27 protein-coding genes and 1 pseudogene are annotated in these 22205 nt (G+C 72.4%); 14 read left to right on the top strand and 14 right to left on the bottom strand.

Translation table 11 applies throughout. The features are described 5' to 3' along the window. Positions 1-29 precede the first annotated feature (29 nt). Both AB0H62_RS28130 and AB0H62_RS28125 read left to right on the top strand, forming a co-directional pair. Positions 30-437 carry a YciI family protein gene (locus AB0H62_RS28130; protein ID WP_360589197.1) on the top strand — a complete coding sequence of 136 codons (408 nt, stop codon included), beginning with the start codon at positions 30-32 and terminating at the stop codon, positions 435-437. Beyond that, positions 434-1591, top strand: a complete 1158-nt coding sequence (locus AB0H62_RS28125; RefSeq protein WP_360589195.1) for a DUF6596 domain-containing protein — start codon at positions 434-436, stop codon at positions 1589-1591. The genes AB0H62_RS28130 and AB0H62_RS28125 overlap by 4 nt, the downstream gene beginning before the upstream one ends. Before the next feature lie 13 nt (positions 1592-1604). Here AB0H62_RS28125 and AB0H62_RS28120 read toward each other — a convergent pair whose 3' ends face one another. Next, a complete protein-coding gene (locus tag AB0H62_RS28120) occupies positions 1605-2093 on the bottom strand; it encodes a hypothetical protein (RefSeq protein WP_360589193.1) in 489 nt (162 codons plus the stop codon). Between the two features lie 303 nt (positions 2094-2396). Here AB0H62_RS28120 and AB0H62_RS28115 point away from each other — a divergent pair, with 303 nt between their 5' ends. The 4 genes from AB0H62_RS28115 to AB0H62_RS28100 are packed head-to-tail and all read left to right on the top strand — an operon-like array spanning position 2397 to position 4182. After that, entirely contained in the window at positions 2397-2783 is a 387-nt protein-coding gene (locus AB0H62_RS28115) for a VOC family protein (protein WP_220240698.1), read from the top strand. 5 nt (positions 2784-2788) lie between these two features. Further along, positions 2789-3106, top strand: a complete 318-nt coding sequence (locus AB0H62_RS28110; RefSeq protein WP_220240699.1) for a metalloregulator ArsR/SmtB family transcription factor — start codon at positions 2789-2791, stop codon at positions 3104-3106. A gap of 35 nt (positions 3107-3141) precedes the next feature. Further along, on the top strand, positions 3142-3555 hold the full coding sequence (locus AB0H62_RS28105; RefSeq protein ID WP_360589498.1) for an SRPBCC domain-containing protein: 414 nt from the start codon (positions 3142-3144) through the stop codon (positions 3553-3555). Between the two features lie 21 nt (positions 3556-3576). After that, on the top strand, positions 3577-4182 hold the full coding sequence (locus AB0H62_RS28100) for a TetR/AcrR family transcriptional regulator (protein ID WP_354880998.1): 606 nt from the start codon (positions 3577-3579) through the stop codon (positions 4180-4182). On the opposite strand, the gene AB0H62_RS28095 is transcribed toward AB0H62_RS28100, so the two are convergent. Beyond that, the gene (locus AB0H62_RS28095; RefSeq protein ID WP_360589191.1) at positions 4150-4968 is read right to left on the bottom strand and encodes an SGNH/GDSL hydrolase family protein; all 819 of its coding nucleotides are present in this window, start codon (positions 4966-4968) and stop codon (positions 4150-4152) included. The genes AB0H62_RS28100 and AB0H62_RS28095 overlap by 33 nt on opposite strands. Before the next feature lie 125 nt (positions 4969-5093). Between AB0H62_RS28095 and AB0H62_RS28090 the strand changes: the two genes are divergently transcribed. Beyond that, positions 5094-5981 (top strand): trypsin-like serine protease, encoded by an 888-nt coding sequence (locus AB0H62_RS28090; RefSeq protein WP_360589188.1) that lies wholly within the window; start codon positions 5094-5096, stop codon positions 5979-5981. A 1-nt stretch (position 5982) separates the two neighbouring features. Here the strand turns inward: AB0H62_RS28090 and AB0H62_RS28085 are convergent, their stop codons facing one another. Then, positions 5983-6507 carry a CGNR zinc finger domain-containing protein gene (locus tag AB0H62_RS28085; RefSeq protein ID WP_360589186.1) on the bottom strand — a complete coding sequence of 175 codons (525 nt, stop codon included), beginning with the start codon at positions 6505-6507 and terminating at the stop codon, positions 5983-5985. A 25-nt stretch (positions 6508-6532) separates the two neighbouring features. On the opposite strand from AB0H62_RS28085, the gene AB0H62_RS28080 reads away from it, so the two are divergent. Then, complete coding sequence (locus AB0H62_RS28080) at positions 6533-6718, top strand: hypothetical protein (RefSeq protein ID WP_360589184.1); 186 nt, start codon at positions 6533-6535, stop codon at positions 6716-6718. Here the strand turns inward: AB0H62_RS28080 and AB0H62_RS28075 are convergent. Then, on the bottom strand, positions 6696-7499 hold the full coding sequence (locus tag AB0H62_RS28075; protein WP_360589182.1) for a pentapeptide repeat-containing protein: 804 nt from the start codon (positions 7497-7499) through the stop codon (positions 6696-6698). The two genes, AB0H62_RS28080 and AB0H62_RS28075, sit on opposite strands and share 23 nt — an antisense overlap. 222 nt (positions 7500-7721) lie before the next feature. Further along, complete coding sequence (locus AB0H62_RS28070; RefSeq protein ID WP_360589180.1) at positions 7722-8966, bottom strand: tyrosine-type recombinase/integrase; 1245 nt, start codon at positions 8964-8966, stop codon at positions 7722-7724. A 148-nt stretch (positions 8967-9114) separates the two neighbouring features. Between AB0H62_RS28070 and AB0H62_RS28065 the strand changes: the two genes are divergently transcribed. Then, entirely contained in the window at positions 9115-10206 is a 1092-nt protein-coding gene (locus tag AB0H62_RS28065) for a response regulator receiver protein (protein ID WP_360589178.1), read from the top strand. A gap of 282 nt (positions 10207-10488) precedes the next feature. Next, on the top strand, positions 10489-11901 hold the full coding sequence (locus AB0H62_RS28060) for a selenium-binding protein SBP56-related protein (RefSeq protein WP_360589176.1): 1413 nt from the start codon (positions 10489-10491) through the stop codon (positions 11899-11901). A 32-nt stretch (positions 11902-11933) separates the two neighbouring features. On the opposite strand, the gene AB0H62_RS28055 is transcribed toward AB0H62_RS28060, so the two are convergent. After that, positions 11934-12680, bottom strand: a complete 747-nt coding sequence (locus tag AB0H62_RS28055; protein WP_360589173.1) for a hypothetical protein — start codon at positions 12678-12680, stop codon at positions 11934-11936. A gap of 16 nt (positions 12681-12696) precedes the next feature. Beyond that, complete coding sequence (locus AB0H62_RS28050) at positions 12697-13389, bottom strand: TetR/AcrR family transcriptional regulator C-terminal domain-containing protein (RefSeq protein WP_255638031.1); 693 nt, start codon at positions 13387-13389, stop codon at positions 12697-12699. A 70-nt stretch (positions 13390-13459) separates the two neighbouring features. Between AB0H62_RS28050 and AB0H62_RS28045 the strand changes: the two genes are divergently transcribed. After that, positions 13460-14599, top strand: a complete 1140-nt coding sequence (locus tag AB0H62_RS28045) for an NAD(P)/FAD-dependent oxidoreductase (RefSeq protein ID WP_360589171.1) — start codon at positions 13460-13462, stop codon at positions 14597-14599. Here AB0H62_RS28045 and AB0H62_RS28040 read toward each other — a convergent pair. Both AB0H62_RS28040 and AB0H62_RS28035 read right to left on the bottom strand, forming a co-directional pair. Continuing rightward, a complete protein-coding gene (locus AB0H62_RS28040) occupies positions 14583-15425 on the bottom strand; it encodes a TIGR03621 family F420-dependent LLM class oxidoreductase (RefSeq protein ID WP_220240718.1) in 843 nt (280 codons plus the stop codon). The two genes, AB0H62_RS28045 and AB0H62_RS28040, sit on opposite strands and share 17 nt — an antisense overlap. A gap of 98 nt (positions 15426-15523) precedes the next feature. After that, positions 15524-16009 (bottom strand): MarR family winged helix-turn-helix transcriptional regulator, encoded by a 486-nt coding sequence (locus AB0H62_RS28035; protein ID WP_220240719.1) that lies wholly within the window; start codon positions 16007-16009, stop codon positions 15524-15526. A 176-nt stretch (positions 16010-16185) separates the two neighbouring features. Between AB0H62_RS28035 and AB0H62_RS28030 the strand changes: the two are divergent. Next, positions 16186-16785 (top strand): annotated as a pseudogene (locus tag AB0H62_RS28030) (ATP-dependent Clp protease proteolytic subunit); the annotation flags it as partial. A 45-nt stretch (positions 16786-16830) separates the two neighbouring features. Here AB0H62_RS28030 and AB0H62_RS28025 read toward each other — a convergent pair. Beyond that, complete coding sequence (locus AB0H62_RS28025) at positions 16831-17772, bottom strand: AraC family transcriptional regulator (protein WP_360589168.1); 942 nt, start codon at positions 17770-17772, stop codon at positions 16831-16833. Positions 17773-17854: 82 nt separating this feature from the next. Here AB0H62_RS28025 and AB0H62_RS28020 point away from each other — a divergent pair, with 82 nt between their 5' ends. Together AB0H62_RS28020 and AB0H62_RS28015 are read left to right on the top strand one after the other, a co-directional pair. Continuing rightward, the gene (locus AB0H62_RS28020; protein ID WP_220240722.1) at positions 17855-18676 is read left to right on the top strand and encodes an NAD(P)H-binding protein; all 822 of its coding nucleotides are present in this window, start codon (positions 17855-17857) and stop codon (positions 18674-18676) included. A gap of 29 nt (positions 18677-18705) precedes the next feature. After that, positions 18706-19185 (top strand): anthrone oxygenase family protein, encoded by a 480-nt coding sequence (locus AB0H62_RS28015; protein WP_220240723.1) that lies wholly within the window; start codon positions 18706-18708, stop codon positions 19183-19185. Positions 19186-19218: 33 nt separating this feature from the next. Here AB0H62_RS28015 and AB0H62_RS28010 read toward each other — a convergent pair whose 3' ends face one another. The 4 genes from AB0H62_RS28010 to AB0H62_RS27995 are packed head-to-tail and all read right to left on the bottom strand — an operon-like array spanning position 19219 to position 22170. After that, positions 19219-19707, bottom strand: a complete 489-nt coding sequence (locus tag AB0H62_RS28010) for a GyrI-like domain-containing protein (protein WP_220240724.1) — start codon at positions 19705-19707, stop codon at positions 19219-19221. 21 nt (positions 19708-19728) lie between these two features. Continuing rightward, positions 19729-20049: a YciI family protein gene (locus AB0H62_RS28005; protein WP_220240725.1), complete on the bottom strand. Its 321-nt coding sequence runs from the start codon at positions 20047-20049 to the stop codon at positions 19729-19731. A gap of 10 nt (positions 20050-20059) precedes the next feature. Beyond that, entirely contained in the window at positions 20060-20866 is an 807-nt protein-coding gene (locus tag AB0H62_RS28000) for an alpha/beta hydrolase (RefSeq protein ID WP_220240726.1), read from the bottom strand. After that, positions 20863-22170: an RNA polymerase sigma factor gene (locus tag AB0H62_RS27995; RefSeq protein ID WP_360589496.1), complete on the bottom strand. Its 1308-nt coding sequence runs from the start codon at positions 22168-22170 to the stop codon at positions 20863-20865. The genes AB0H62_RS28000 and AB0H62_RS27995 overlap by 4 nt, the downstream gene beginning before the upstream one ends. Positions 22171-22205: the final 35 nt, after the last annotated feature.

The following is a 22205-nucleotide window of genomic DNA, read 5'->3' as shown; positions in this document are numbered from 1 at the left end:
TGGGCCGGACCACACCAAGGAGAACGACGATGGCCAAGTACCTGCTGCTCAAGCACTACCGCGGCGCGCCGGCCGCGGGCAACGACGTGCCGATGGACCAGTGGACCCCGGAGGAGGTCACGGCCCACATGCAGTACTTGCGTGACTTCGCGGCCAAGCTCGAAAGCACCGGCGAGTTCGTGGACAGCCAGGCGTTGTCGCAGGAAGGCACGTGGGTCCGCTCCGGCGGCGAGGGCCGGCCGCCGGTCACCGACGGGCCGTTCGCGGAGACCAAGGACCTCATCGCCGGCTGGGTGATCATCGACGTCGAGACCCACGAGCGCGCGGTCGAGCTCGCCGGCGAGCTGTCCGCGTCGCCGGGTGCGGGCGGGAAGCCGACCCAGGAGTGGCTCGAGGTGCGCCCGTTCTACGGCGAGTGCCCCGCCATCACCGAATGACGGCACCGGTGGACGAAACCCTGCTGCGGGCCCTCACACCGGCCGTGATCGGGATCCTCGGCCGTCGCGGAGCGGATTTCGCGGCGGCCGAGGACGCGGTGCAGGAAGCCCTGGTCGAGGCGGTGCGCGTGTGGCCGGACGACCCGCCGCGCGACCCGAAGGGCTGGCTGGTCACCGTCGCGTGGCGCAAGTTCCTCGACGCCGTGCGCGCCGACTCCTCGCGGCGCGACCGCGAGCTGCGCGCCGACGAGGAGCCGGAACCCGGCCCGACCGAGGTCACGGACGACACGCTGCAGCTGTACTTCCTGTGCACCCACCCGTCGCTGACCCCGGCTTCGGCCGTCGCGCTCACGTTGCGCGCGGTCGGCGGGCTGACCACGCGGCAGATCGCGCAGGCCTACCTCGTGCCAGAGGTGACGATGGGCCAGCGCATCACCCGGGCCAAGAAAACCGTGGCGGGTGCGCGCCTGAACCAGGCCGGCGACGTCGGCACGGTGCTGCGGGTGCTGTACCTGGTGTTCAACGAGGGCTACTCCGGCGACGTCGACCTCGCCGCCGAGGCCATCCGGCTCACGCGCCAGCTCGCCGCCCGGATCGACCACGAGGAGGTCGCGGGCCTGCTCGCCCTCATGCTGCTCCACCACGCCCGCCGCCCGGCGCGGACCAGCTCCGACGGCCGGCTCGTGCCGCTGGCCGACCAGGACCGCAGCCAGTGGGACACAGGCCTGATCGCCGAGGGCGTCGACATCCTGCAGGCGGCGCTCACGCGCGACCGGCTGGGCGAGTTCCAGGCCCAGGCCGCGATCGCCGCGCTGCACGCCGACGCGCAGGCGGCCGAAGAGACCGACTGGGTGCAGATCGTCGAGTGGTACGACGAGCTGGTGCGCCTCACCGACAGCCCGGTCGCCCGGCTCAACCGGGCCGTCGCGGTCGGGGAGGCCGACGGTCCCCGCGCGGGCCTGGCCGCGCTCGCTGAGCTCGACCCCGCCCTGCCCCGCCACACCGCCGCGTCGGCGTACCTCCACGAACGCGACGGCGACCCCGCTACCGCGGCCCGGCTCTACGTCGAAGCCGCCGCGGCCGCGCCCAACCTCCCCGAACGCGAGCACCTCACCCGGCAGGCCGCCCGCCTGAACTCCCGGCTGCGCGGGTGAACGCAGCTCGGGGTCAGGCGGTCGCGTAGATGTCGCGGTAGCGCTTCAGCGCGCGGCGGGTGAGGTCGTCGCCGTCCTGTCCGGCGAAGCGGCCGGGCCGCAGCGTCTCGAGGTGGGGGACGCCGGGGTCTTCGCCGCGCAGCAACGCGGCGAGCGCCGCGGCCGACCCGGCGGCGTGCGTGACCCAGATCGCCTCCGCCAGCCACAGGCCCGCGACGTGCGCGACCGGGGCCAGCAGCGGCAGGTTGTCGGGCGTCATGGAGAACACGCCGTTGAGCCGCTCGGCCGGCGTGAAGCGCGTGGCTTCCGGCAGCAGCGCGAGCGCGGTGGCGATGGCCGGGTCGAACTGCTCCGTGACCCACGCCTGTTGGGCGGACTCGCCGGGCGTGACCGGCAGCGGACGGTGGTCGTAGGTGCCGAGTCCCAGGCGCTCGCCGTGGTCGCGCGCGTAGACGTAGTGCTCGGGCCAGCGCACGAACCGGATCCACGAGCGCGGGAACATACGCGGCCGCCTCCGCCGGATCCAGCACCCGCGCCGGCAGCCCGGCGGCTTCGGCCGCCGTCGCTCGTCGCTCCAGATCCCGCAGACCGTCCACAGTGGTCGCGACCTCCAGGCCGCCGACGCGGCTGAACCCGGCCGGGATCTCGTCGTAGCGCGCGGCGCTGGCCCGCGCCAGCTCGGTCAGCACGGGAGCCTCGTTGAACAGCCCGACGAACCCGGGCGCGTACCCGGTCGAGCCCCACCCACCCTGGCGCAGCGCTCCGCGGTTGACACGTAGGAATTATCCTACCTATTGTTTCCGGCATGACCGTCTCCCGCATCCAGTTCGTCACCGTGCCGGTGGCCGACCAGGCGAAAGCCCGCGAGTTCTACGTCGACAAACTCGGGTTCGAGGTCGTCGTCGATCGCCACGGCCCGGCCGGCCGGTTCGTGATGGTGGCGCCGAAGGGCGCCCAGACCGGCCTGGTGCTCGTCGACTACCCGATCTCCGGTGTCACGCTCACCGGCCCGCTGCACTTCCAGCTCGACACCACCGACCTCGACGCCGACGTGGCCGCGTTGCGCGACAACGGGATCGAGGTCCCCGAGCCGCAGGCGATGCCGTGGGGCCGCGCGACCTCGTTCCAGGACCTCGACGGCAACGGCGTCGGCCTGCTCGAGCCCTCGGCGTTCGGCAACCGGCCGGGCTGAGCGGCGTGCCCGTCAACGACGACGTCTTCGCCGCGCTCGCCAACCCCGCGCGGCGCGAGGTGCTGCGGATGCTGCTCGACGGCCCCATGGCCGCCGGCGATCTGGCCGAGCGCTTCGACATGCGCCGGCCCAGCCTGTCGGAACACCTGCGCGTGCTGCGGGAAGCCGGCCTGGTCACCGAGCAACGAGCCGGGCGCAACCGCCTCTACTCCCTCGAAGCCGCGCCGCTGGAGGAAGTCACGACGTGGCTGCACCCGTTCGAGCGGTTCTGGCGCACGAAGCTCACCAACCTGCGTGATCTGCTCGACGAGGAGGACCTGTGACCGAGGCCGCGCCGAACCCGGAAGACCCGACGGCGGTGCACGTCGACCAGTTCCTGCCGCACCCCGCGCGCAAGGTCTGGCGCGCGCTCACCGAACCCGAGCTGCTGGAACGCTGGCTCGCGATGCCCAACGACATCAAACCCGTGGTGGGACACCGCTTCGAGCTGCTCGCCCAGCCCGTGCCGGCGGCCGGGTTCGCGGGCGGGCCGGTGCGGTGCGAAGTGCTCGTGGCCGACCCCGAACGCGAGCTGAGCATCAAGTGGGGTCCGAAGTGGACGGTCACGTGGCGACTCGTGCCGGAGGGCACCGGCACCCGGCTGTTCCTCAGCCACGAGGGCTTCGACCCGGACGACGAGTTCGAGCGTGTGTCCCGCCGGATCATGGGCGGCGGCTGGCGCTCGCACGTGCCGCGGGCCCTGGAACGCGTGCTCAGCGCGCTGCCCGGCTGAACCCGGCTACGATCAGGCACCGTGACGGAGTCCAAACCGCTGCGCGCCGACGCCCGGCGCAACCGGGCCAAAGTGCTCGAAGCCGCGGAGACGGTGTTCGCGGCCAAAGGCACGGGCGCCCCGACCGAAGAGGTCGCACGCGAGGCGGGCGTAGGCGTCGGCACGGTGTTCCGGCACTTCCCGACCAAGGAGGCGCTGCTCGAAGCGGTGCTCTACGCGCGGCTGCACCGCTTCGTCGACGAGGCCGAGGTGGTCGTCGCGCAGGACTCGCCCGACGCCGGCGCCGCATTCTTCACGTTCCTGACCAGCTGGATCGAGATGTCCAGCGCCAAGAACGCCTACTTCGAAGCCCTCAGCGCCGCCGGCGTCCACGTGCCGAAGGCAGGCTCGGACGTCGCCACCCACCTGCTGGAAGCGCTCGGGGTGCTGCTGCGCCGCGCGCAGGACGCCGACGCGGTGCGTGCCGACCTCACCGTGGCCGAACTGATCCCGGTGATCATCGGCACGGCCAAGGCCGCCGAGCACATCGGTGCCGACTGCGCGCTGCGCGACCGCGTGGTCGCGATCCTGTTCGACGGCCTGCGCCCGGCCTTGTCAGCCGCGCACGCTCCGCGCGTCGGGGCCTGACTCAAGCGCGCCTGATCCAAGTACGCCGGATCCGAACGGTTCCAGCACCGGGCGCTTCGGGCTCATCGTGTCGCCGGACGACTCGCCGCGCAGGCGGCGCTGCACCCAAGGCCACGCGTGCTCGCGGCTCCAGCGCAGGTTCTCCTCGCGGCGTTCGCGGGTCGACAGGCGCGGGCGCGGCGCCAGCTCGGCCGAGGTGAGGTCGTGGGGGACCCCGAGCGCGCCGAGGACCGCGATCGCGATCTCGAGGTGGCCCCGGGAGTTGAGGTGGAGGCGGTCCGGTGCCCACAGGCGCCGGTCGCGCAGCTGCCGCATCGACCACATGTCCACCAGCAGCGTGCCGTGGCGGGCGGCGATGCCGCGCACGTTCTCGTTGTAGATCGCGACGCGCCCGCGCATCTGCCGGAACAGCGCGTCCTCGACCCCGTCGACACCGGTGAACAGCACGACCCGGGCGCCGGTCCCACGCAGCCGGGCGACGGCGAGCTCGTAGGAGTCGGTCAGCGCGTCGATGTCGACCTTCGGGCGCATGAGGTCGTTGCCGCCCGCGTAGAGCGTGACCAGGTCCGGTTCCATCGCGATCGCCGGCTCGACCTGCTCGGCGAGCACCTGTGGCAGCAGCTTCCCGCGGATGGCGAGGTTGGCGTAGCGGAAGTCCGGCTCACGGGCGCCCAGCACCTCGGCGACGCGGTCGGCCCAGCCACGCACGCCGTTCGGCGCGGCGGGATCGTCGTCGCCGACACCTTCGGTGAAGGAATCGCCCAGAGATACCAAGCGGTTGGTCATAACGAGAACCCTAATGCAGCCCGAATCGTCCCTTGATCGCCTCCGGTGTCACAGAGTGACGAGATTCGCTGAGATTTCTCCACGGATGGCTGAACTTCTCAGCGTCTCCGTCCGTTGTTGCAAGTGTGAAGTCACGATCCGGTCACCGTCGCTCCCGGCACGGCGCGCTGGCACTCGCCATCGTCGCTGGTGCGGGCCTCGCCGGCTACGTCACCATCCAGAAGGGCCCGACAGCGTCCGCCGCCGGGACCGCCGACGCGGCCGAAGTCGCGCACACGCGGGCGGGCGCGGGCGGCCAGGGCGCGTCGGCCCAACCGAAGCCGGCGCCCAGCAGCACTGCTCCGGCCTTGCCGCCGAGCGTGATGCCGTTCAACGCGAAGCTCACGTCGAAGGACATCCCCGTCGAGGGCGGCGGCGTGCGCGGTGGTGGCTGCAGCGGGTCCCTGATCGCGCCGGACTGGATCATCACGGCCGGGCACTGCTTCCACGACCTCGACGGCACCCGCGCCGGCGGCGCGCCGAAGTACCACATGACGGTGGCGGTCGGGAAGATCAACGACGAGGACCCGCGCGGGCACGTGGTGCAGGCCGTGGACGTGCGCCAGTCGCCGGTCAACGACCTCGCGCTGGTCAAGCTCAGCGCCCCGATCACCGACATCGCGCCGTTGACGCTGCCGACCGGTCCGCCGAAGGTCGGCGAGGACGTCGACTTCGTGGGCTGGGGCTCGCTCTCGGCCACCGTCGTCGCGCCGGCCGACCACATGAAACGCGGCCACTTCGAGGTCAGCGACATCCGCCACACCGAGCTCGACATGAGCCCCCGGGAGGCGCGCACCGTCGAGAACAGCCCGTGTCACGACGACTCGGGCTCACCGTTTTTCATCCCCGAGGGCGACCAGAAGGGCCGGCTCGTGGCGATCGAGGACAACGGCCCGGACTGCCCCCAGCCCGGTGTGGAGACCACCGCGCGCGTGGACACGATCCTCGACTGGATCCACGAGCAGATGAGCTGAGTCAGGCGCTGAGCTGCCGGGCCCGGTGGTCGGCGACGTTGACCCGCGTGCCGCACCGCGTCGAGCAGAAGCGGCGGCGGCCGTTGCGTGAGGTGTCCACGAACGCGATCCCGCAACCCTCACGTGCGCACAGGCCGAAGCGGTCGGGCGCCTCACACACGAGGTGGGCGAGCCCACCGGCCGAGTGCGCCTGCACGCGTTCCACGGCCTCGGCGTCTTCGCCGGCGTAGTGCAGGTGCGGGGGTTTGCCGTCGTGGCCGGAGATGTGCGGGCGCACCGCCGCGGTGAGGAGCAGCCGGTTCACCAGCTCCACCTGGTTCGCTTTGCCCGCGCCGAAAACTTCACGCAGCCGCCGGCCCCAGTCGAGGATGCGGGCGGCTTCGTCGTCGGTGAGCCCGGTCAGCGTCATGCCGTGGGCCCGGCAGGTGTCCAGCACGTCGTCCGCCGAGACGCTGTCGTCCCGGGCCAGCGTGGCCAGCGCCGCGGCCACCTGAGCACCGGAGCCGCCGTAAGGGTTGAAGTGCACTGACTCATTACAGCACGATCGGGGCATGGATGAGAACCGTTGCCCCCGTTGTGGCTGGCCCCTGGCCGAACTGCCCCCGTCCGCCGTCGTGCCCGCCTCGCGCGGCAGCCGTGCCGACTACGTCCGCTGCCTGTGCGGCAGCTGGGTCGCGCGGCTCGGTGGCGTGGTGGTCGGGTCGACGCGGCCGGCTACCAGTGGGCGGGCCGGCTGAGGCGCTCGGTGAGCCGGGTCGTGGCGTCGCCGCGGGCGGCGTTGACCTGCGACTGCGTGAGGAACAGGCAGGCGGTGAGGTCCGCGCCGCGGACGTCGGCGTCGCGCAGGTCCGCCCCGATCAGGTCGGCCTGGCGAAGATCGGCGCCGCGCAGGTCCGCGGCGATGAGGTAGGCCCCGCGCAGGTTCGCGCCCCGCAGGTCCGCGTTCGCGAGCTTGGCCCCCATGAGATCGGCACCCTGGCGGTCCTTCTTCTTGCCGCGCACCCCGTCCCGCACGAGCCGGCTAGTCGCCCGCAGCAGCACGTCCACGCGGGCGCGCTGGTCGGCGACGTCCAGCGCGAGCAGGGTGCCGGGGTCGGTCAGCGTGAGTTGTTCGGTCTCGGCGAGCGCGGCGTCGAGACCCTCGTGCAGCTCCCGGGTGACGTCCAGGGACCGGGCTTCGGTGAGGTACCAGAGCAGTTCGTGCAGCTGGCGCATCACGGGCAGCGCGGCGAACATCTCCTTCGCGCCACCCGGTTCGCCGCGCCAGTCACGCCCGGCGAAGGTGATCTGCGAGATCTTCTGCCCGGCGCCGAAGCAGTCGTAGACGGTGCAGCCGGAGAACCCCTTGTCCCGCAGGCGATCGTGGATGCCGCAGCCGAACTCCGGTTCCAGGTTGGCGCACGGCTCGCCGGCCGCCTTGTCCATCGCGAAGTCCGCGGAACGCGTGAAGGTGAGGGCGACACAGCACAGCCCGAAGCAGCTGCCGCAGTCGGCAGTGAGCGAATCGTGGTGGGACAAGTGTTCTCCTGGCCGGCGGGGTTCTCACCAGGGTATCGGCGCCGCCGTTGCCGCTCTGGACAGCCGGCGTACAGCGACTGGCAGACCTTCGGCGGGAGGCGATCGCTCGCAGGGCCGGCCGCCCCTCCGGCACCGCCGCGACCGCCGTCCGGACGACGTCCAGGTGCTGTTCCATTCCCCGTTCGAACAGCGCGTTGTACACCGCGGCGCCGTGGCCGCACGTCAGCCAGCGGTGGTGTCGTCGGGGAACCAGCTGCTCGCGACGAGGTCGACGGCGCTGCGTTCCGGCGCGCGGGCGGCGTGGTCGTAGGTCTGCTGGGTGGTGTCGATGCTGCTGTGGCCGACGTCGGCCTGCACGTGGACGAGTTGGGCGCCCGCCTCGACGGCGGTGGTGACGTAGAAGTGACGCAGCGCGTGGGGGTGCATGGCGCCGGCGATGGGTTCGAGGTCGGTGCCGCCGGTGGCGGTGATGCGGCGGAGCAGCTGCCAGATCGCCTGGCGTTGGTAGCGGTTGCCGGTGCGGGTCAGCAGTAGCGGCGACGGCGGGGCGTGGCGCGCTTGGGTCCGGCGTTCGACGGTGGTCTCGCGTGAGGCGGCTGCGGTGTCGCGGGCGGAGAGGTAGCTCATGAGCGCGTTCTCCGCCGGGACGCTGAGGTAGACCACGCGCGTCTTGCCGCCCTTGCCGAGCACGCGCAGTGCGCGGCGGCCGCGGGTGACGTGCAGGTCGGAGCGGTCCAGGCCACACACTTCGCTCACGCGCAGCCCGAGTGTGAAGAGCGCGACCACGGCCACCGCGCGCGCCGTGTCCAGCGGGCCGGCACCACGCCGGGGGGTGCCGGCGGCGGTGTAGAGGGCGCGGACCTGGCGTGTGGTGAGGGTGACGGTGCCGGACGTGCTGCTCGCGGCCGTGGCGAGGCCGAGCCGGCGGCGGTTGAGGGCGGCGGGGTTTCCGGTGACGAGGCCGGTGTCGGCGAGGTAGCCGTAGAGCGCTTTGACGGTGGCGAGCATCCGGTCGCGCGTCGCGGGAGCGGCGTCGGCGGTGGCGAGGGTGTCGAGCCAGCTCTTCACGTCGGCCGAGGTGGCGGCCATCGGGTCGAGGCCGCGGGTGACGCACCAACGGAACCAGTGGTGCGCACGCAGCCGGCCGCGCGGCGCGGGCGGGGGAGCGGTGGCGGAACTCGGGCTCGGGGTGAGGCGGAGGGCGTCGGCGTAGTGGAGGACGGCCGTGCGCCAGGTGTCGAGGTGACGTCCCGGTTCGGCCCACTCGGCGAGGTCGGCCGCGGTGACGGGGAGGCCGAGTCCTTCGGCGTAGGTGCGGCGGGTGGCCTGGTTGCCGTAGCCGGCGAGCCAGTCCGCGATCGCGTCGAGCAGTGCGGCGGGGTCTTCGACGCCCGGCCAGACGTCGTGGTCGGCCGAGAGGGGGTACCCAGTTTTCGAGCCGGTTTCGAGGCGCACGATCTCACTCACAGCTGCTGGTTCCGTCACTCTCCGTCGATCGATCATCTTCCCTGTCAGCTTAGCAACAAAAGCTCTGTTCTGTAGCTGACCTATGTATTGAGTTATATAACTACAACCTCAGTTACAGGTTGCATAACCGATCAGATAAGCTTCAGAAGTGACTGAGGGAGCTGTGATCGAGGACCGGACGGCCGCGCTGTGTGGGTTCCGGCAGTGCCGGGCGCCGTTGCCGCCACCGGGACCGCGTGGGGGCCGGCCGTTCGAGTTCTGCCCGGACCGGCGCTGGCCCGGGGACCGCACGTGCAAGCAACTCGCCGCCGCCGACCAGGCACTGCGCGAAGCACTGGGCGATTCGGTCTCACACGCCGGCCTCACCGACGCGGCCGCGGAGTTCGTCCGCGCCGCCACGGAACTGGGTGGGCCGCTGCAGACGCTGCGCAACGCCCTCGACAGCGTCGCCGCCCGCGCCCAGGACGAGGTGACCTCCGCTCTCTCCCGCGCCGAAACCGCGGAAGCCCGCGCCACCGAAGCAGACGGCCTCCGCCAAGCCGCCGAAGCCCGCGCGCTGGAAGCCGAACAAGTCACCGCCGCCGCCCAGGCCCACTCCCAGGAACAGACCGACATGGCGAAAGCCGCCCAGGAAACCGCCGCGACAGCGGTGAAAGCCCGGAAGACGGCCGAGCTCGACCAGGCCCGCGCCGAAGCATCCGCCATCGCCGCTGCCGAACGCGCCGACCAGGCCGCCGCCGAAACCCGCACCGAACGCACTCGCGCCGACGCCCTCGCCGCGGAGCTCGCTCAACGCTCCGAGCAGCTCGCCGTCCGCACCACCGAACGCGACGCGGCGCTCACCAGCCTGGCGCAGGCACGCGCGCGCGAAGAGGAGGTCCGGCGGGACCTCACCGGCCGGCTCGACCAGGCCACCGAGGCGCTCACCACCACCCGGGCCCACCTCGGGGACCTCGAGCAACGTCTGGACGCCGCTCACCATCACCAGCGCGCGGAATCCGCCGCCTCGGCCGAAGCTGTCGCGGAGGCACGCAGCCGGTCCGCTGTCCTGGCCAGTCGGCTGGACGCGGCCCAGGAGCAGCTGACCCGGGCCGCGGAGCACCACACCGGCTTGCGGTCCCGGCTCGAGCGCGTGCACGGGCTCGCGCTGGCGACTCCCACCGAGAACACCGACCTGCGCGCGGATCTGCTGGCGGAACTGCTCAATCTGCCCGGGGAGCCCCCTCCTCCCGGGCCGTGAAGTTTCAACCGCACCCCGCTTCGGCCGCCGTGAGACTACGTCGTGCCGGCCGGGGCGACTGACGGCTCGCGGACGTGCGTGGGCGGCGTTCGGAGCCGCTTTCCCTTGAACGGCAGAGGAAGACGGCCGTCGAACGCCGGTCCCGCACCGCGGAGGCGGGCGCCCGCAGATCCGGCGGAGCCGTGGCACGCATCGTCTGACGTGCGCGTTCGTGCCTTGCGGCCACGACGGCACGCGCGGGACATTGGCCGCGGGGGAATCGGACAGGGGAGGGAGAACGTGATGACAGCGCAGTCACAGACCGATCCGACCTTCTACCGCAGCCCGGGCGACGCGATCGCGGCCCCGCCGGAGAAGCTCGCGTATGTCGTGGCATTCGACCGGACGGCTGCCAAACCGGACGCCCTGGCGACGGTCGACGTGGATCCCGACTCGGGCACTTACGGCAGCGTGGTCGGCTGGTCGGAGCTGCCGACCCTCGGCGATGAGCTGCACCACTTCGGATGGAACGCGTGCAGTAGCGCGTTCGCGCACACCGGGCACGACCCCGACGGCCTGCGCCGCCGATTCCTGCTGCTGCCCGGGATCCGTTCGTCGAACATCCACGTGTTCGACACCCAGCCCGACCCGCGCCAGCCCGTCCTGCACAAGACGGTGACCGCGGCCGAGCTGGCCGAGAAGGCCGGATACTCCCGTCCGCACACCTCCCACTGCGGGCCGGACGGCGTGTATCTGACGTGCCTCGGCGCCGGGGAGGGCTCGGGCGGCCCGGGTGGCATCGCGCTGCTGGACCACGACACGTTCGACGTGGTTCGCGCGTGGGAGACCGAGCGGGGCCCGCAGTACCTGGCCTACGACGCGTGGTGGCACCTCAACCGGAACGTCCTGATCAGCAGCGAGTGGGGTACCCCCGCGATGATCGAGGACGGCATCAACCCTGAGCTGCTGCTGGGCCACAAGTACGGGCACGCGCTGCACTTCTGGGACTTGGCCGAGGGCCGGCACCGCCAGAGCGTCGACCTCGGCGAGCAGCACCAGATCGTGCTCGAGGTGCGCCCGTCGCACGACCCGGACGCCACGTGGGGGTTCGTCGGTGTGACAGTGTCCACCGAGGACCTGTCGGCGTCGGTGTGGCGCTGGCATCTCGACGGCGACACCTGGGCGGTGGACAAGGTGATCACCGTGCCCGCCGAGCCCGCCGACGCCGCGGACCTGCCACCGGCGCTGCGGCCGTTCGGTGCCGTGCCGCCCCTGATCACCGACATCGGTCTCAGCGTGGACGACCGGTTCCTGTACGTGTCGTGCTGGGGCATCGGCGAGCTCAAGCAGTTCGACGTCAGCGACCCCGCCCGGCCGAGGGAGACCGGCTCGGTGCGCCTCGGGGGCATCACCGGCCGGGTCCCGCATCCGTCCGCGCCGTCCCTGCAGCTCTCGGGTGGCCCCCAGATGGTCGAGGTGAGCCGCGACGGTCGCCGGATCTACGTCACCAACTCCCTCTACGGCGCCTGGGACGACCAGTTCTACCCGGACGGTGTCGGGGCCTGGATGGCGAAGCTCGAGACCGATCCCGCCGTCGGCGGGCTGCGCGTCGACGGGAAGTGCTTCCTGCACGGCGACGACTTCCGTGGCCTGCGCCCACACCAGGTCCGGTTGGAGGGCGGCGACGCCTCGTCGGACTCGTACTGTTTCCGCTGACCTGAGCACCCGACCGCGACCGGCCGAGTCGGTCAGGTCGCGGATTCCGTGAAGGGGGACGCGCAGAGACTGCAGGTGATCGGCCCCAGTTCGAGGACTGACCGGGCCGCGCGGATGCGGCGCGGCTTGTCGCACCCGCACACCGCGGCCACGTAGTTCGGCCCGCCGCGGTGAGCACCGCGGCCGTCCACGGGCGCGATCACCATCGGAGTCGGTGCCGGCACGACGACATCGGGCTGGTCGGGGTCCGTGGGCAGCGGCTGCGGAGCCTGCGCACGGACCACCTCCTGCTCGCTGTGCCGCCACACCGTCAACGCCCGTTCGAGAACGCGCAGCGAATCCGCGTAGGCGTCGATCGTCTCGGGCAAGGCGGTGGTGGCCGACCACCCGATCCGATCCGCCTGGTCGGCCCGCACACCCAGCTCGTGGGCGAGCGCCGCGAACCGCTTGTTGTGGTACCGGCCGTCGCTCACGTCCACGATGTCGCGCGTGGCGGCGAGGCCGTGGGCGGCTTCGTGCAGCGTGGTGGCCAGGATGTCGGTGGCGGGGCGGCGCAGGCCTTCGGCACCGAGGAAGAACTCGGCGCGCGGATCCTCGCCGCGGCCGACGTGCCAGCGGGATCGGGCGAAGTGGCCGTGGATCTCGGTGGTGGTGCCCATCGTGCCGGATGCCAGGACGAGGATGGCCTCGGGCACGTCGGGGTGGCGGCGGCGGATTTCGGCCCACAGTTGTTCCATCGCGTGCATGACGCGGGTCGTCGGGCCGAGTTCGGGGATCACGCCGCGATCTTGCCGCTTAAGCGGTAACCGGGCCACCGGGGCCGTCGAGGACACGGGCGAGGCCGGCGTCGAACGCGGTGTCCGGGTCGGGGTGGGAGCCGAGGTCGACGGCGCGGGCGAGGGTGGGGTAGCGGCCGGTCGCGAGCATGCGCCGCAGGTAGGGGGCCGACGCGCGTTGCCACTGCGCTTCGTCCTGGCCGGACTCGCGTTCGCGGCGCAGCTCGGTGATCTCGCTGCGGACGGCGCCGGTCACGTAGGAGTGCACGGCGTGCACCGCGACGAGCGCGTCGTCGAGATCGCCTTCGTCCGCGGCGGCGAGTGACGCTTCGAGGTAGGCCAGCGCGTTCGGGCCGAGCCCGGGGCGCCCGCCGAGGAGGTCGGCGAACCATTCGTGCCGGTGTGCCGCCGTGCGGACCGCGCGGGCGAGCGCCCGCAGGCCCGCGCGACGGCCGGTGCCGGGCTCGGGCAGGGGCAGCTCGCCGTAGACGGCGTCGGCCATGAGGTCGAGCAGTTCGTCCTTGGTGGAGAGGTAGCCGTAGAGGCGCATCGGCCCGGCGCCGAGCGCAGCCCCGACCTTGCGCAGCGACACGGCCTCCAGCCCTTCGGCGTCGGCGAGCGCACAGGCCGCGGCGACGATCCGCTCCCGGCTCAGCGGGGTCGGCGCCGATCTGGCCGGTGGCTCGGGCCGTTCCCACACCAGTTCGCTCATCGCGGTAACGATACACCGCACTCGTCGATACATCGTATAGTAGAAATACAGCGTATCGATCGGAGTTCTCATGCCTCGTATCGCCATTGCCGGAGGGGGCCTCGGTGGGCTGACGCTCGCCCGGGTCCTGCACGTCCACGGCATCCACGCCGACGTCTACGAACGCGACGCCGGCCCGACCGCTCGCATCCAGGGCGGCACGCTCGACCTGCATCCCGCCGGCGGCCAGCTCGCGCTGCGCGAAGCGGGGCTGACCGACGGATTCCGCGCCATCGCCCGGCCCGAGGGCCAGGACCTGGTGCTCCACGACCACACCGGCACCCTGCTGCTGCGCGAGGACACGCCCGACGACGCGTTCGGCCGCCCGGAAGCCGACCGTCCCGCGCTGCGCAAGCTGCTGCTCGACGCCCTGCCGCCCGAGACCGTCCACTGGGGACGCGCCGTGGAGGACGTCACCCCGCTCGCCCACGGTCATCGCCTGCACCTGACCGACGGCGGCACCGCCGACTGCGACCTGCTCGTCGGCGCGGACGGCGCCCGTTCCCGCGTCCGCCCGCTCGTCACCCCGGTCGAACCCGCGCACACGGGCGTGAACGCGATCGAGCTCGTGATCCCCCACATCGACCGCGCCCATCCGGTGCTGTCGGGGATCGTCGGGCGCGGCAGTTTCATGGCGATCGGCCCGAACCGCACGCTGTCCGCGCAGCGCAACGGCGATGGCAGCGCCCGGGTGCATCTGACGATGCGCGGTGAGGAGGACTGGTTCGCCACCTCGGGCATCGCGTTCGACGACCCGGCGACGGCCAGGAACCAGCTGCAGGACCTCTACGCGGGCTGGGCCCCCGAGTTCCTGGAGCTCGTCGCCGCGGCCGAAGGACCGATCACGCGGCTGCCGATCACGGCGCTGCCGGTCGGCCTGAGCTGGGATCCGGTTCCGGGCGTGACATTGCTGGGCGACGCGGCGCACCTGATGCCGCCGTTCGCCGGAGCGGGCGCGAACCTGGCGATGCTCGACGGAGCCCGGCTCGCCTTGGCGCTCGCGTCGGCAGAAGACGTGCGCGGCTTCGAGGAGGAGATGTTCGCCCGCGCCGCCGAGGAGGCGCGGGACTCGGCGGCGAACCTGGCGAAGTTCCTGTCGCCGCGCGGCGCCCAGGGGGTGCTGGAGCTGATGCGGTCCCTGGGCGCCGTGGACGTCAGCTCAGGTGCTTGATGACCTCGGCGAACGCGGCGAGGTGCGGTTCGAGCACGCTGATGTAGGTGGTGCCGAACGTTTCGCGGTAGCGCTCGAGCCGCTCGGCGATCTCGCGCGGCGAGCCCACGAGCACGCCGGGCAGCTGGGTGAGCTGCTCGTCGGGCAGGCCGCTGGCCTGGCGGATGATGCCGAGGTCGAGCTCCTCGACGCTGTCGCCGACGGCCGCGACGAACAGGTTCAGCTCGATGTCGCCGAAGCGGTCGCCGGCGGCGTCGCGCAGCACCTGCACGCGGTGGGCGAACGCGTCTTCCGGGGCGGTGCCGGCGGTGACGCCGGCCATGATCGAGAAGCTGAAGATGTCGGCTTCGCGGCCGCCGAGCGCCACCATGCGGTCGCCCGAACCGGACAGCATGATCGGCGGCACGGGGGTGCCGGTTTCGGCGGCGAGCAGCTCGCGGGTGGCCTTGAGAGTGGACTCCAGCTTGCGGATGCGCTCGCCGCCGGAGCCCATCGGCACCCCGACGGCCTCGAACTCGTTCGGCATGTAGCCGGTGCCGAGACCGAGCTCGAGCCGGCCGTCGGTGAGGCGCTGCACGTCGGCGACGTCGCGCGCGAGGTAGGCGGGGCTGAGGATGCCGGCGTTGAGTACGTAGGTGCCCAGCCGGATGCTCGTGACGTCGGCCGCCGCGACCAGCGCGGGGAACGGCGAGGGCATCCCGAGGTGGTCGGGGACCTGGAGCACGTCGTAGCCGCGGTCCTGCACCTCGCGGGCACGGGCGCGCCAGTCCGTGCGGGAGCCGACGTTGAGCAGGGAGACCCCGAAGCGGAAGGGCTGGGTAGTCATAGGGGCGGATCCTTCGTATGCGGACGAACGGAGAAAGCCGGTACGGCCTCCGGCTCACACGTACGCCACGCTAGTCCCGTTCAACGCCATGATCGAGATCACGAGGTTTCGCGACCCTTACCGGTGACGCGGGGTTCGCGCAGGTGGTCGAGGACGCGCCCGAGCTGGTCGACGAACTGCTCGCGCTCGGCCGCGGGCAGGGGCGCGGTGAGCTCGTCCTGGACGTCGTCGAGGGTTTTCGTCATCGCGGCGAGGTGGGTGCGGCCTTCGCCGGTGAGGGTGACGACGTTGCGGCGGCGGTCGGCCGGGTCGGGTGCGCGCTGCACCAGGCCGCCGGCGTCCAGCTCGCCCACGGCCTCGACGACGTAGCTGCGGTCGATTCGGCAGCGCCGTCCGAGCGCGGCCTGGCTCGCGGGGCCGAACTCGTCGAGCGCGGCGAGCAGCGCGTAGTGGTAGCGGCGGAACCCGGCGGCGTCGAACGCCTCGCCCACCAGCCGCGTGACCTGCGTGGCGAGCTGGGTGACGAGCCAGCTGGGCCGGCTGCGCAACAGGGTGGGGACGCGGTCGTCCCCGGTGTTCTGCATGGGCAGAGCGTAACGACGGCGCGATGCCGCGACGCGGGAAGTGGCTGCTTCGCGCAGCTACCTCTGGGTGATCGCCCGGAGCGAACCGCGCACGCCGTGAGCGAACGCCGTCCCCACGGCCTCCCCCACGCTCCTACGTTCGGGACGGACAGGGATCTCGCGAAGAGAAGGAGAAGACGATGACGCTGACGGTGGTTCCCGGGATGCACGCGGCGGGGCAGCAGCCGAACGAGTCGGTGTACGAGCAGTTGCTGCGCGACCGGATCGTGTTCCTGGGCACCGAGGTGACCGACGAGGTGGCGAACCGGATCACGGCGCAGCTGTTGCTGCTCGCCGCGGACGACTCCGAAAAGGACATCACCTTCTACCTCAACTCGCCCGGCGGTTCGGTCACGGCGGGGATGGCGATCTACGACACGATGCAGCTGGTGAAGCCGGACGTGGCGACGTGGGGGCTGGGGTTCGTGGCGTCGATGGGGCAGTTCCTGCTCTCGTCGGGCACGCCGGGCAAGCGGCACCTGCTGCCGAACACGCGGATCGTGATGCACCAGCCGTCGGCGGGGATCTCGGGGGCGGCGACGGACATCGCGATCCAGGCGGAGGTGTTCGGGAAGATGAAGCGGCGGATCGCGGAGCTCACGGCGGCCCAGACGGGGCAGTCGGTGGAGCGCATCACCGCCGACGCCGACCGCGACCGGTGGTTCGACGCCGAGGAGGCGCTGGCCTACGGGTTCGTGGACCACATCGTGGGCGCGGAGCGGGTCGCGACGGCCTGACCGTCTCTTCCGGACAGACACTCGGGCACGCGCGTCCCGGCGTCCTCACGCCGGGACGCGCGTGCGGTACTGCTGGGGGCTGCGGCCGTATTCGCGTTTGAACGCGGCGCTCAACGCGAACGCGCTGCCGTAGCCGACCTGGCGGGCGATCGCACCGATCGTCGTGTCGGGCTGCTGGCGCAGCAGGTCGGCGGCCAGGGCGAGGCGCCACGCGGCGAGGTAGGCCATCGGGGACTCACCGACGGTGGCGGTGAAGCGCCGTGCCAGGGCGGCACGGGAGACGCCGGTGCCGGCGGCGAGCCCGGCGACGGTCCACGGGTGCGCGGGCTGGTCCTGCAGCAGCCGCAGCGCGCGGCCGGCCACGGGGTCGTCGTGGGCGTGATACCAGGCGGGCGCGGGTGAGCCGGGGCGGGCGAACCAGGTGCGCAGCGCCGCGATGAGCAGCAGGTCCAGCAGGCGGTCGAGCACGGCTTCCTGGCCGGGCACGTCTTTGCCGATCTCGGTCGCAAGCAGCGGGACGAGGGGGCTGTCCCAGTCGGCCGCGCGAACCAGCAGGGTCTGGGGCAGGGCGGCGAGCAGCCGTCGCGACACCTCGCCCACCCGCGGATACGTCCCCGTGAGCAGCACCGTGGTGCCACCGGCGGGGGTGCCCCACGTTCGGACGCCGACGTCGACGAGGTCGATGAGGTGCTCGCCGTCGGGGGTGCGGCACTCCTGGCCGGGCAGGATCACCGCCTGCGGCGGGGTGGCCGGGTCGTCGGCGAACAGGTACGGGTCCGGGCCGAGGGCGATCGCGATGTCCCCCGCCTCCAGGTGCGTGGCGTCGCCGTGGTCGGGCACGAGCCACGCCTCACCGGCCACCACGGCGACGATGGTGAGCGGTGCCTCGTCCTCGATGCGCAGTGACCACGGCGGCGTCAGGACCGAGCGGAGCAGGAAGGCCCCGTGCGCGCGGGGCCCGTCGAGGAGCGCGGCGAGCGGATCCATGCCCAGCAGTGTAGACGCTGGAACATGGGATCGAGCTGATGAACCATGGAGAGTCTCACCCGGCCGGGCTTCACTGACGGGCATGACAAAAACAACTTTGGTTCTGGGTGGCACGGGCAAGACAGGGCGCCGGGTGACGCAGCGGCTGGCTGCGCGCGGCGTCGAGGTGCGAGCGGTGTCGCGTGGCAGCGAGCCGCGGTTCGACTGGGCGCACGACACGACCTGGGCGCCGGTGCTCGACGGGGCCGGCGCGGTGTACGTGACGTTCTACCCCGATCTGGTGGTGCCGTGGGCGGCGCCGGTGATCCGCGCGTTCTGCGCGGAGGCGGTGGCGGCCGGGGTCGAGCGGATCGTGCTGCTGTCCGGGCGCGGCGAGGAGGACGCGGCCGTCAGTGAGGAGGTGGTGCGCGAGTCGGGTGCGGCGTGGACAGTGCTGCGGGCGAGCTGGTTCTTCCAGAACTTCAGCGAGCATTTCTTCCTCGAGCCGGTGCTGGCGGGCGAGATCGCGCTGCCGGCCGGGCAGACCACGGAGCCGTTCGTGGACGCCGACGACGTCGCCGACATCGCGGCAGAGGCGCTGACCACGGGTGCACTCGACGGCCGCACGCTGGAGCTGACCAGTCCGCGACTGCTGACCTTCGGCGACGTGGCCCGGGAAATCTCCGCCGCGATCGGGCGGGATGTCCGCTATCGTCCGGTTTCGGCGGAGGAGTTCGTGCGGCTCGCGACCGACGGCGGCGTGCCGGCGGCCGAGGCGCAGGTGCTGGTCGAGCTGTTCGCGCGGGTGCTGGACGGGCGCAACTCGCACGTGACCGGTGACGTGGAGCAGGTGCTGGGGCGTCCGGCGCGCGATTTCGCGGACTACGCGCGCTCGACGGCGGCGACGGGCGTCTGGACGCGGTGAGCCGCGCCGGCTGGGGAAGGGAGCACGTGATGTCCACAGTGTCCGGAGTGGTCCTCGTGGTCGCGATCGTCGCGGCGGGGCTGATCGCGGGGTTGTTCTACTCCTACGCGGTGTCGGTGATGCCGGGCCTGGCGCGGGCCGACGACCACACGTTCGTGACGGCGATGCGCGAGATCAACATCGCGATCGTCAACGGCTGGTTCCTGCTCACGTTCCTCGGCGCGCCCCTGCTGGCGGCGGGCGCGGTGGTGCTGAACCTGGTGGCCGGCGGACGTGGGGCGCTGCCGTGGCTGATCGCCGGCTTCGCGCTGCTGCTGGCGATGATCGTGATCACGGCCGTGAAGAACATCCCGATGAACAACGCGCTGGACCGCGGCACGGCTTCACTCGCCGAGCTGCGCGGGCAGTTCGAGACGAGCTGGGTCCGGTGGAACCTGTTGCGTGCCTTCGCCTCGACGGCCGGGTTCGCGTGCCTGCTCGGCGGGTGGCTGGCGCGCGGGACCGGTTGACGCTGTGCCGGAGCCGGTCCAGCGGCGCGCGGGTCAGTCGGCGAGGCGGAAGTACAGGTCGGTCTCCCACTTCGTGGCGTCGGGTTCCACACGCGGGTCGGTGCGGTAGACCTCAAGGCGCCCGGTCCAGTGCTCGCCGTCGGCGGCCCGGGTGCGGTCCCAGCGCACGCCTTCGGCTGCACCCCACGCGAGGACTTCGGCGGTGGCGGCGACGAGTCCGTCCGGCGCGCCGTGGTGGGTGGCGGTCACGTACTTCCCGCCGGGCACGACGTCGTTGAGGTAGTCCTCGCCCAGTTCGACCGGCGCCGCGACGGGCACCCCGGCTTCCACCGTCAGGCTCGCCATGTCCGGGCCGATCACGAGGTAGCGGAAGAACGGCGCGCCCGCCGGCGTGACCCCGCGTTCGGCGAGGGCGCCGACGATCGCGGCGATGCGGTGCGCGATCTCGCGCAGCCCGTCGAAGCCGACGGTCGCGCGGTAGGCGACGTAGGGCTGGTCTTCGCGGTCCACCAGGGACGGCATGGGGTTCTCCTCGTGTTCGGGTCAGCCCAGCATCGGGCGGACTTCGATGGTGCCGTACGCGGCGGCGGGATGGCGGGAGGCGATGTCGACGGCCTCGTCGAGGTCGGCGCAGTCGATCATGACGAAGCCGCCGATCTGTTCCTTGCTCTCGGTGAACGGCCCGTCGGACAGCAGGACGTCGCCGCCGCGGACGCGGACGGTGGTGGCGGTGGCCGGCGGGTGCAGGCCTCCGCCGCCGACGAGGATTCCGCGGGCGAGCAGGTCGTCGGTCCAGCCTCCGCAGCCGGCGATCTTCTGGTCTTCGGTGGGCTCTTCGCCGGCGATCATGAGCAGGTAACGCATGAGCTGCCTCCTAGGCGTGGGTGAGGACTTCGGTCAGGCGGGCGGCGAAGGGACCGGGCTCGCCGGCGAACCCGCCGTGGTCGCCGGGAAACTGCACGGCGTCCTGCCCGAGCGCACGGGCCAGTTCGAGCCCGGCGGTGTGGGCGGGGGTGCCGTCCGCGGCCTTGCCGACGGCGACGACGAGGCGGGTGTCGGTGGCGCGCAGGGCGTCGAGGTCGGGTTCCCAGGCGCCGATCGCGGCCATGAGATGGCCGAAGAAGAAGGCGAAGTTGCCCTGCATCCGTTTGCCCTGCGCGATTTCCTCGGCCGTCGGGTTCGCCGGTGGCGGCGGCACGTCGAACCCGGACGCCGCCATGAACGCGCCGAGCGCGGCCTCGACGCCCTGCTCGCGGTAGATCGCCGGGATGTCGGGGAAGTCGGCGAGCATCTCGCCGAGGTAGCGGCTGACCGGCGGCTCGTGCGCGATCAGGGTGGCGACCTCGCCGGGGTGGCGCCGGGTGTGCTCCAGCATCGTGATGGCACCGCCGCTGTTGGCGAACACGTGCGCGGGCCCGCCGCCGATCTCGGTGAGCAGGCGGTGCACGTCGTCGGCGTGCTCACCGACGAGGTTGCTGCCGGGTTCGCCGGCGATCGGGCTGCGGGAGATGCCGCGCGGGTCGAAGGTGACCACGGTGTAGTGGTCGGTCAGGTGCGGGCGCAGGCCGGTGAAGGCTGTGGCGTCGGCGGGGCCGCCGGGCACGAGCAGCAGCACGGGGCCGTCGCCGTCGAGGTCGTAGGTCAGCTCGGCGCCGGGTACGCGCAGCGTCTTGGTGATCATCGCGGTCCTTCCGGTTCACGGGTCGGTTCGTCCAGCCGACGAACGGGCGGCGCCGGGACCGACACTTCGGCTCCGGAATTCCCGGGAGATGTTTCAGCGAGCCTGCGCCGCAGGTAGCTGCGCTCGGCGTCGGTGCGGGCGAGGTCGAACGCGTCGGTGTATGCGGCGTGGGCTTCGGCGGTGCGGCCGAGGCGGCGGAGGAAGTCGGCGCGGGTGGCGGGCAGCAGGTGGTAGCCGGCCAGCGTGCCGCGGGCGGTGAGCTCGTCGGCGAGCGCGAGGCCGGTTCCGGGCCCGAACGCCATTCCCGCGGCGACCGCGTGGTTCAGCTCCACGACGGGGGTGGGCAGGTGGCGGCGCAGTTCGCGGTAGAGGCCGGCGATCTGGGCCCAGTCGGTGTCGGCAGCGCGCGCGGCCGTGGCGTGGCACGCGGCGATCGCGGCCTGCACCTGGTACGGCCCAGGGCTGCGGCGGCGCAACGCTCCCTCCAGCAGGGTGGTGCCCTCGGTGATGGCGGCGGCGTCCCAGCGGCCGCGATCCTGTTCCTCCAGCGGCACGAGCTCCCCGTCGTCGGCGACGCGGGTGGCGCGGCGGGCGTGCTGCAGCAGCAGGAGCGCGAGCAGGCCGGTGGCCTCGGGTTCGTCGGGCATCAGGTGCGCGAGCACGCGGGCGAGGCGGATCGCTTCCGCGGCGAGGTCGGGCCGTTGCAGGTCGGGCCCGGCGCTGGCGGTGTAGCCCTCGTTGAACAGCAGGTACAGCACGCCGAGGACGGCCGCGGTGCGTTCGGGCAGCAGGTGCGCGGGCGGCACGCGGTACGGGATGCCGGCGCTGCGGATCTTGCGTTTCACCCGCACGAGCCGCTGCGACATCGTGGCCTCCGGGACGAGGAACGCGCGGGCGATCTCGGCCGTGCTGAGCCCGGCGAGGGTGCGCAACGCGAGCGCGACCTGCGCCTCGACGGCGAGCGCCGGGTGGCAGCAGGTGAAGATGAGGCGGAGTCGGTCGTCGGGCACGGTGCCGTCGTCGGTCGGTGGTTCGTCGGGGACGATCATGCGCGCGGCCTCCCGGAGCTTGCCCGCGCCGACGGCGTCGCGGCGGATCCGGTCGACGGCTCGGTTGCGGGCGGCGGTGGTGAGCCAGGCCCCGGGTTTGGCCGGGATGCCGTCGCGCGGCCAGGTGCGCACGGCGAGGGTGAAGGCGTCCTGGGCGCACTCCTCGGCGAGGTCCCAGTCGCCGGTGACCCGGATGAGGGTGGCCACGACCAGCGACCACTCTTCCCGGAACGCCTGCGCGACGGCGGCCTCCATCGCGGCGTCTCGCCCTTCCTGCTGCAACCCTCGCT

It is taken from the genome of Amycolatopsis sp. NPDC050768 (genome assembly GCF_040654155.1).
Classification (GTDB): Bacteria; Actinomycetota; Actinomycetes; order Mycobacteriales; family Pseudonocardiaceae; genus Amycolatopsis.
Note: the sequence above shows the minus strand (reverse complement) of the source record. Positions and strands in the feature narration are given on the sequence as shown.

Excerpts from the sequence above, each read along its gene's own strand:
- AB0H62_RS28130 (WP_360589197.1), top strand. The coding sequence starts at position 30 with ATGGCCAAGTACCTGCTGCTCAAGCACTACCGCGGCGCGCCGGCCGCG.
- AB0H62_RS28125 (WP_360589195.1), top strand. The coding sequence starts at position 434 with ATGACGGCACCGGTGGACGAAACCCTGCTGCGGGCCCTCACACCGGCC.
- AB0H62_RS28060 (WP_360589176.1), top strand. The coding sequence starts at position 10,489 with ATGACAGCGCAGTCACAGACCGATCCGACCTTCTACCGCAGCCCGGGC.
- AB0H62_RS28015 (WP_220240723.1), top strand. The coding sequence starts at position 18,706 with ATGTCCACAGTGTCCGGAGTGGTCCTCGTGGTCGCGATCGTCGCGGCG.
- AB0H62_RS28005 (WP_220240725.1), bottom strand. The coding sequence starts at position 20,049 with ATGCGTTACCTGCTCATGATCGCCGGCGAAGAGCCCACCGAAGACCAG.
- AB0H62_RS28120 (WP_360589193.1), bottom strand. The coding sequence starts at position 2,093 with ATGTTCCCGCGCTCGTGGATCCGGTTCGTGCGCTGGCCCGAGCACTAC.
- AB0H62_RS28045 (WP_360589171.1), top strand. The coding sequence starts at position 13,460 with ATGCCTCGTATCGCCATTGCCGGAGGGGGCCTCGGTGGGCTGACGCTC.
- AB0H62_RS28095 (WP_360589191.1), bottom strand. The coding sequence starts at position 4,968 with ATGACCAACCGCTTGGTATCTCTGGGCGATTCCTTCACCGAAGGTGTC.
- AB0H62_RS28025 (WP_360589168.1), bottom strand. The coding sequence starts at position 17,772 with ATGGATCCGCTCGCCGCGCTCCTCGACGGGCCCCGCGCGCACGGGGCC.
- AB0H62_RS28080 (WP_360589184.1), top strand. The coding sequence starts at position 6,533 with ATGGATGAGAACCGTTGCCCCCGTTGTGGCTGGCCCCTGGCCGAACTG.
- AB0H62_RS28050 (WP_255638031.1), bottom strand. The coding sequence starts at position 13,389 with ATGAGCGAACTGGTGTGGGAACGGCCCGAGCCACCGGCCAGATCGGCG.
- AB0H62_RS28040 (WP_220240718.1), bottom strand. The coding sequence starts at position 15,425 with ATGACTACCCAGCCCTTCCGCTTCGGGGTCTCCCTGCTCAACGTCGGC.
- AB0H62_RS28115 (WP_220240698.1), top strand. The coding sequence starts at position 2,397 with ATGACCGTCTCCCGCATCCAGTTCGTCACCGTGCCGGTGGCCGACCAG.
- AB0H62_RS28000 (WP_220240726.1), bottom strand. The coding sequence starts at position 20,866 with ATGATCACCAAGACGCTGCGCGTACCCGGCGCCGAGCTGACCTACGAC.
- AB0H62_RS28010 (WP_220240724.1), bottom strand. The coding sequence starts at position 19,707 with ATGCCGTCCCTGGTGGACCGCGAAGACCAGCCCTACGTCGCCTACCGC.
- AB0H62_RS28035 (WP_220240719.1), bottom strand. The coding sequence starts at position 16,009 with ATGCAGAACACCGGGGACGACCGCGTCCCCACCCTGTTGCGCAGCCGG.
- AB0H62_RS27995 (WP_360589496.1), bottom strand. The coding sequence starts at position 22,170 with ATGGAGGCCGCCGTCGCGCAGGCGTTCCGGGAAGAGTGGTCGCTGGTC.
- AB0H62_RS28020 (WP_220240722.1), top strand. The coding sequence starts at position 17,855 with ATGACAAAAACAACTTTGGTTCTGGGTGGCACGGGCAAGACAGGGCGC.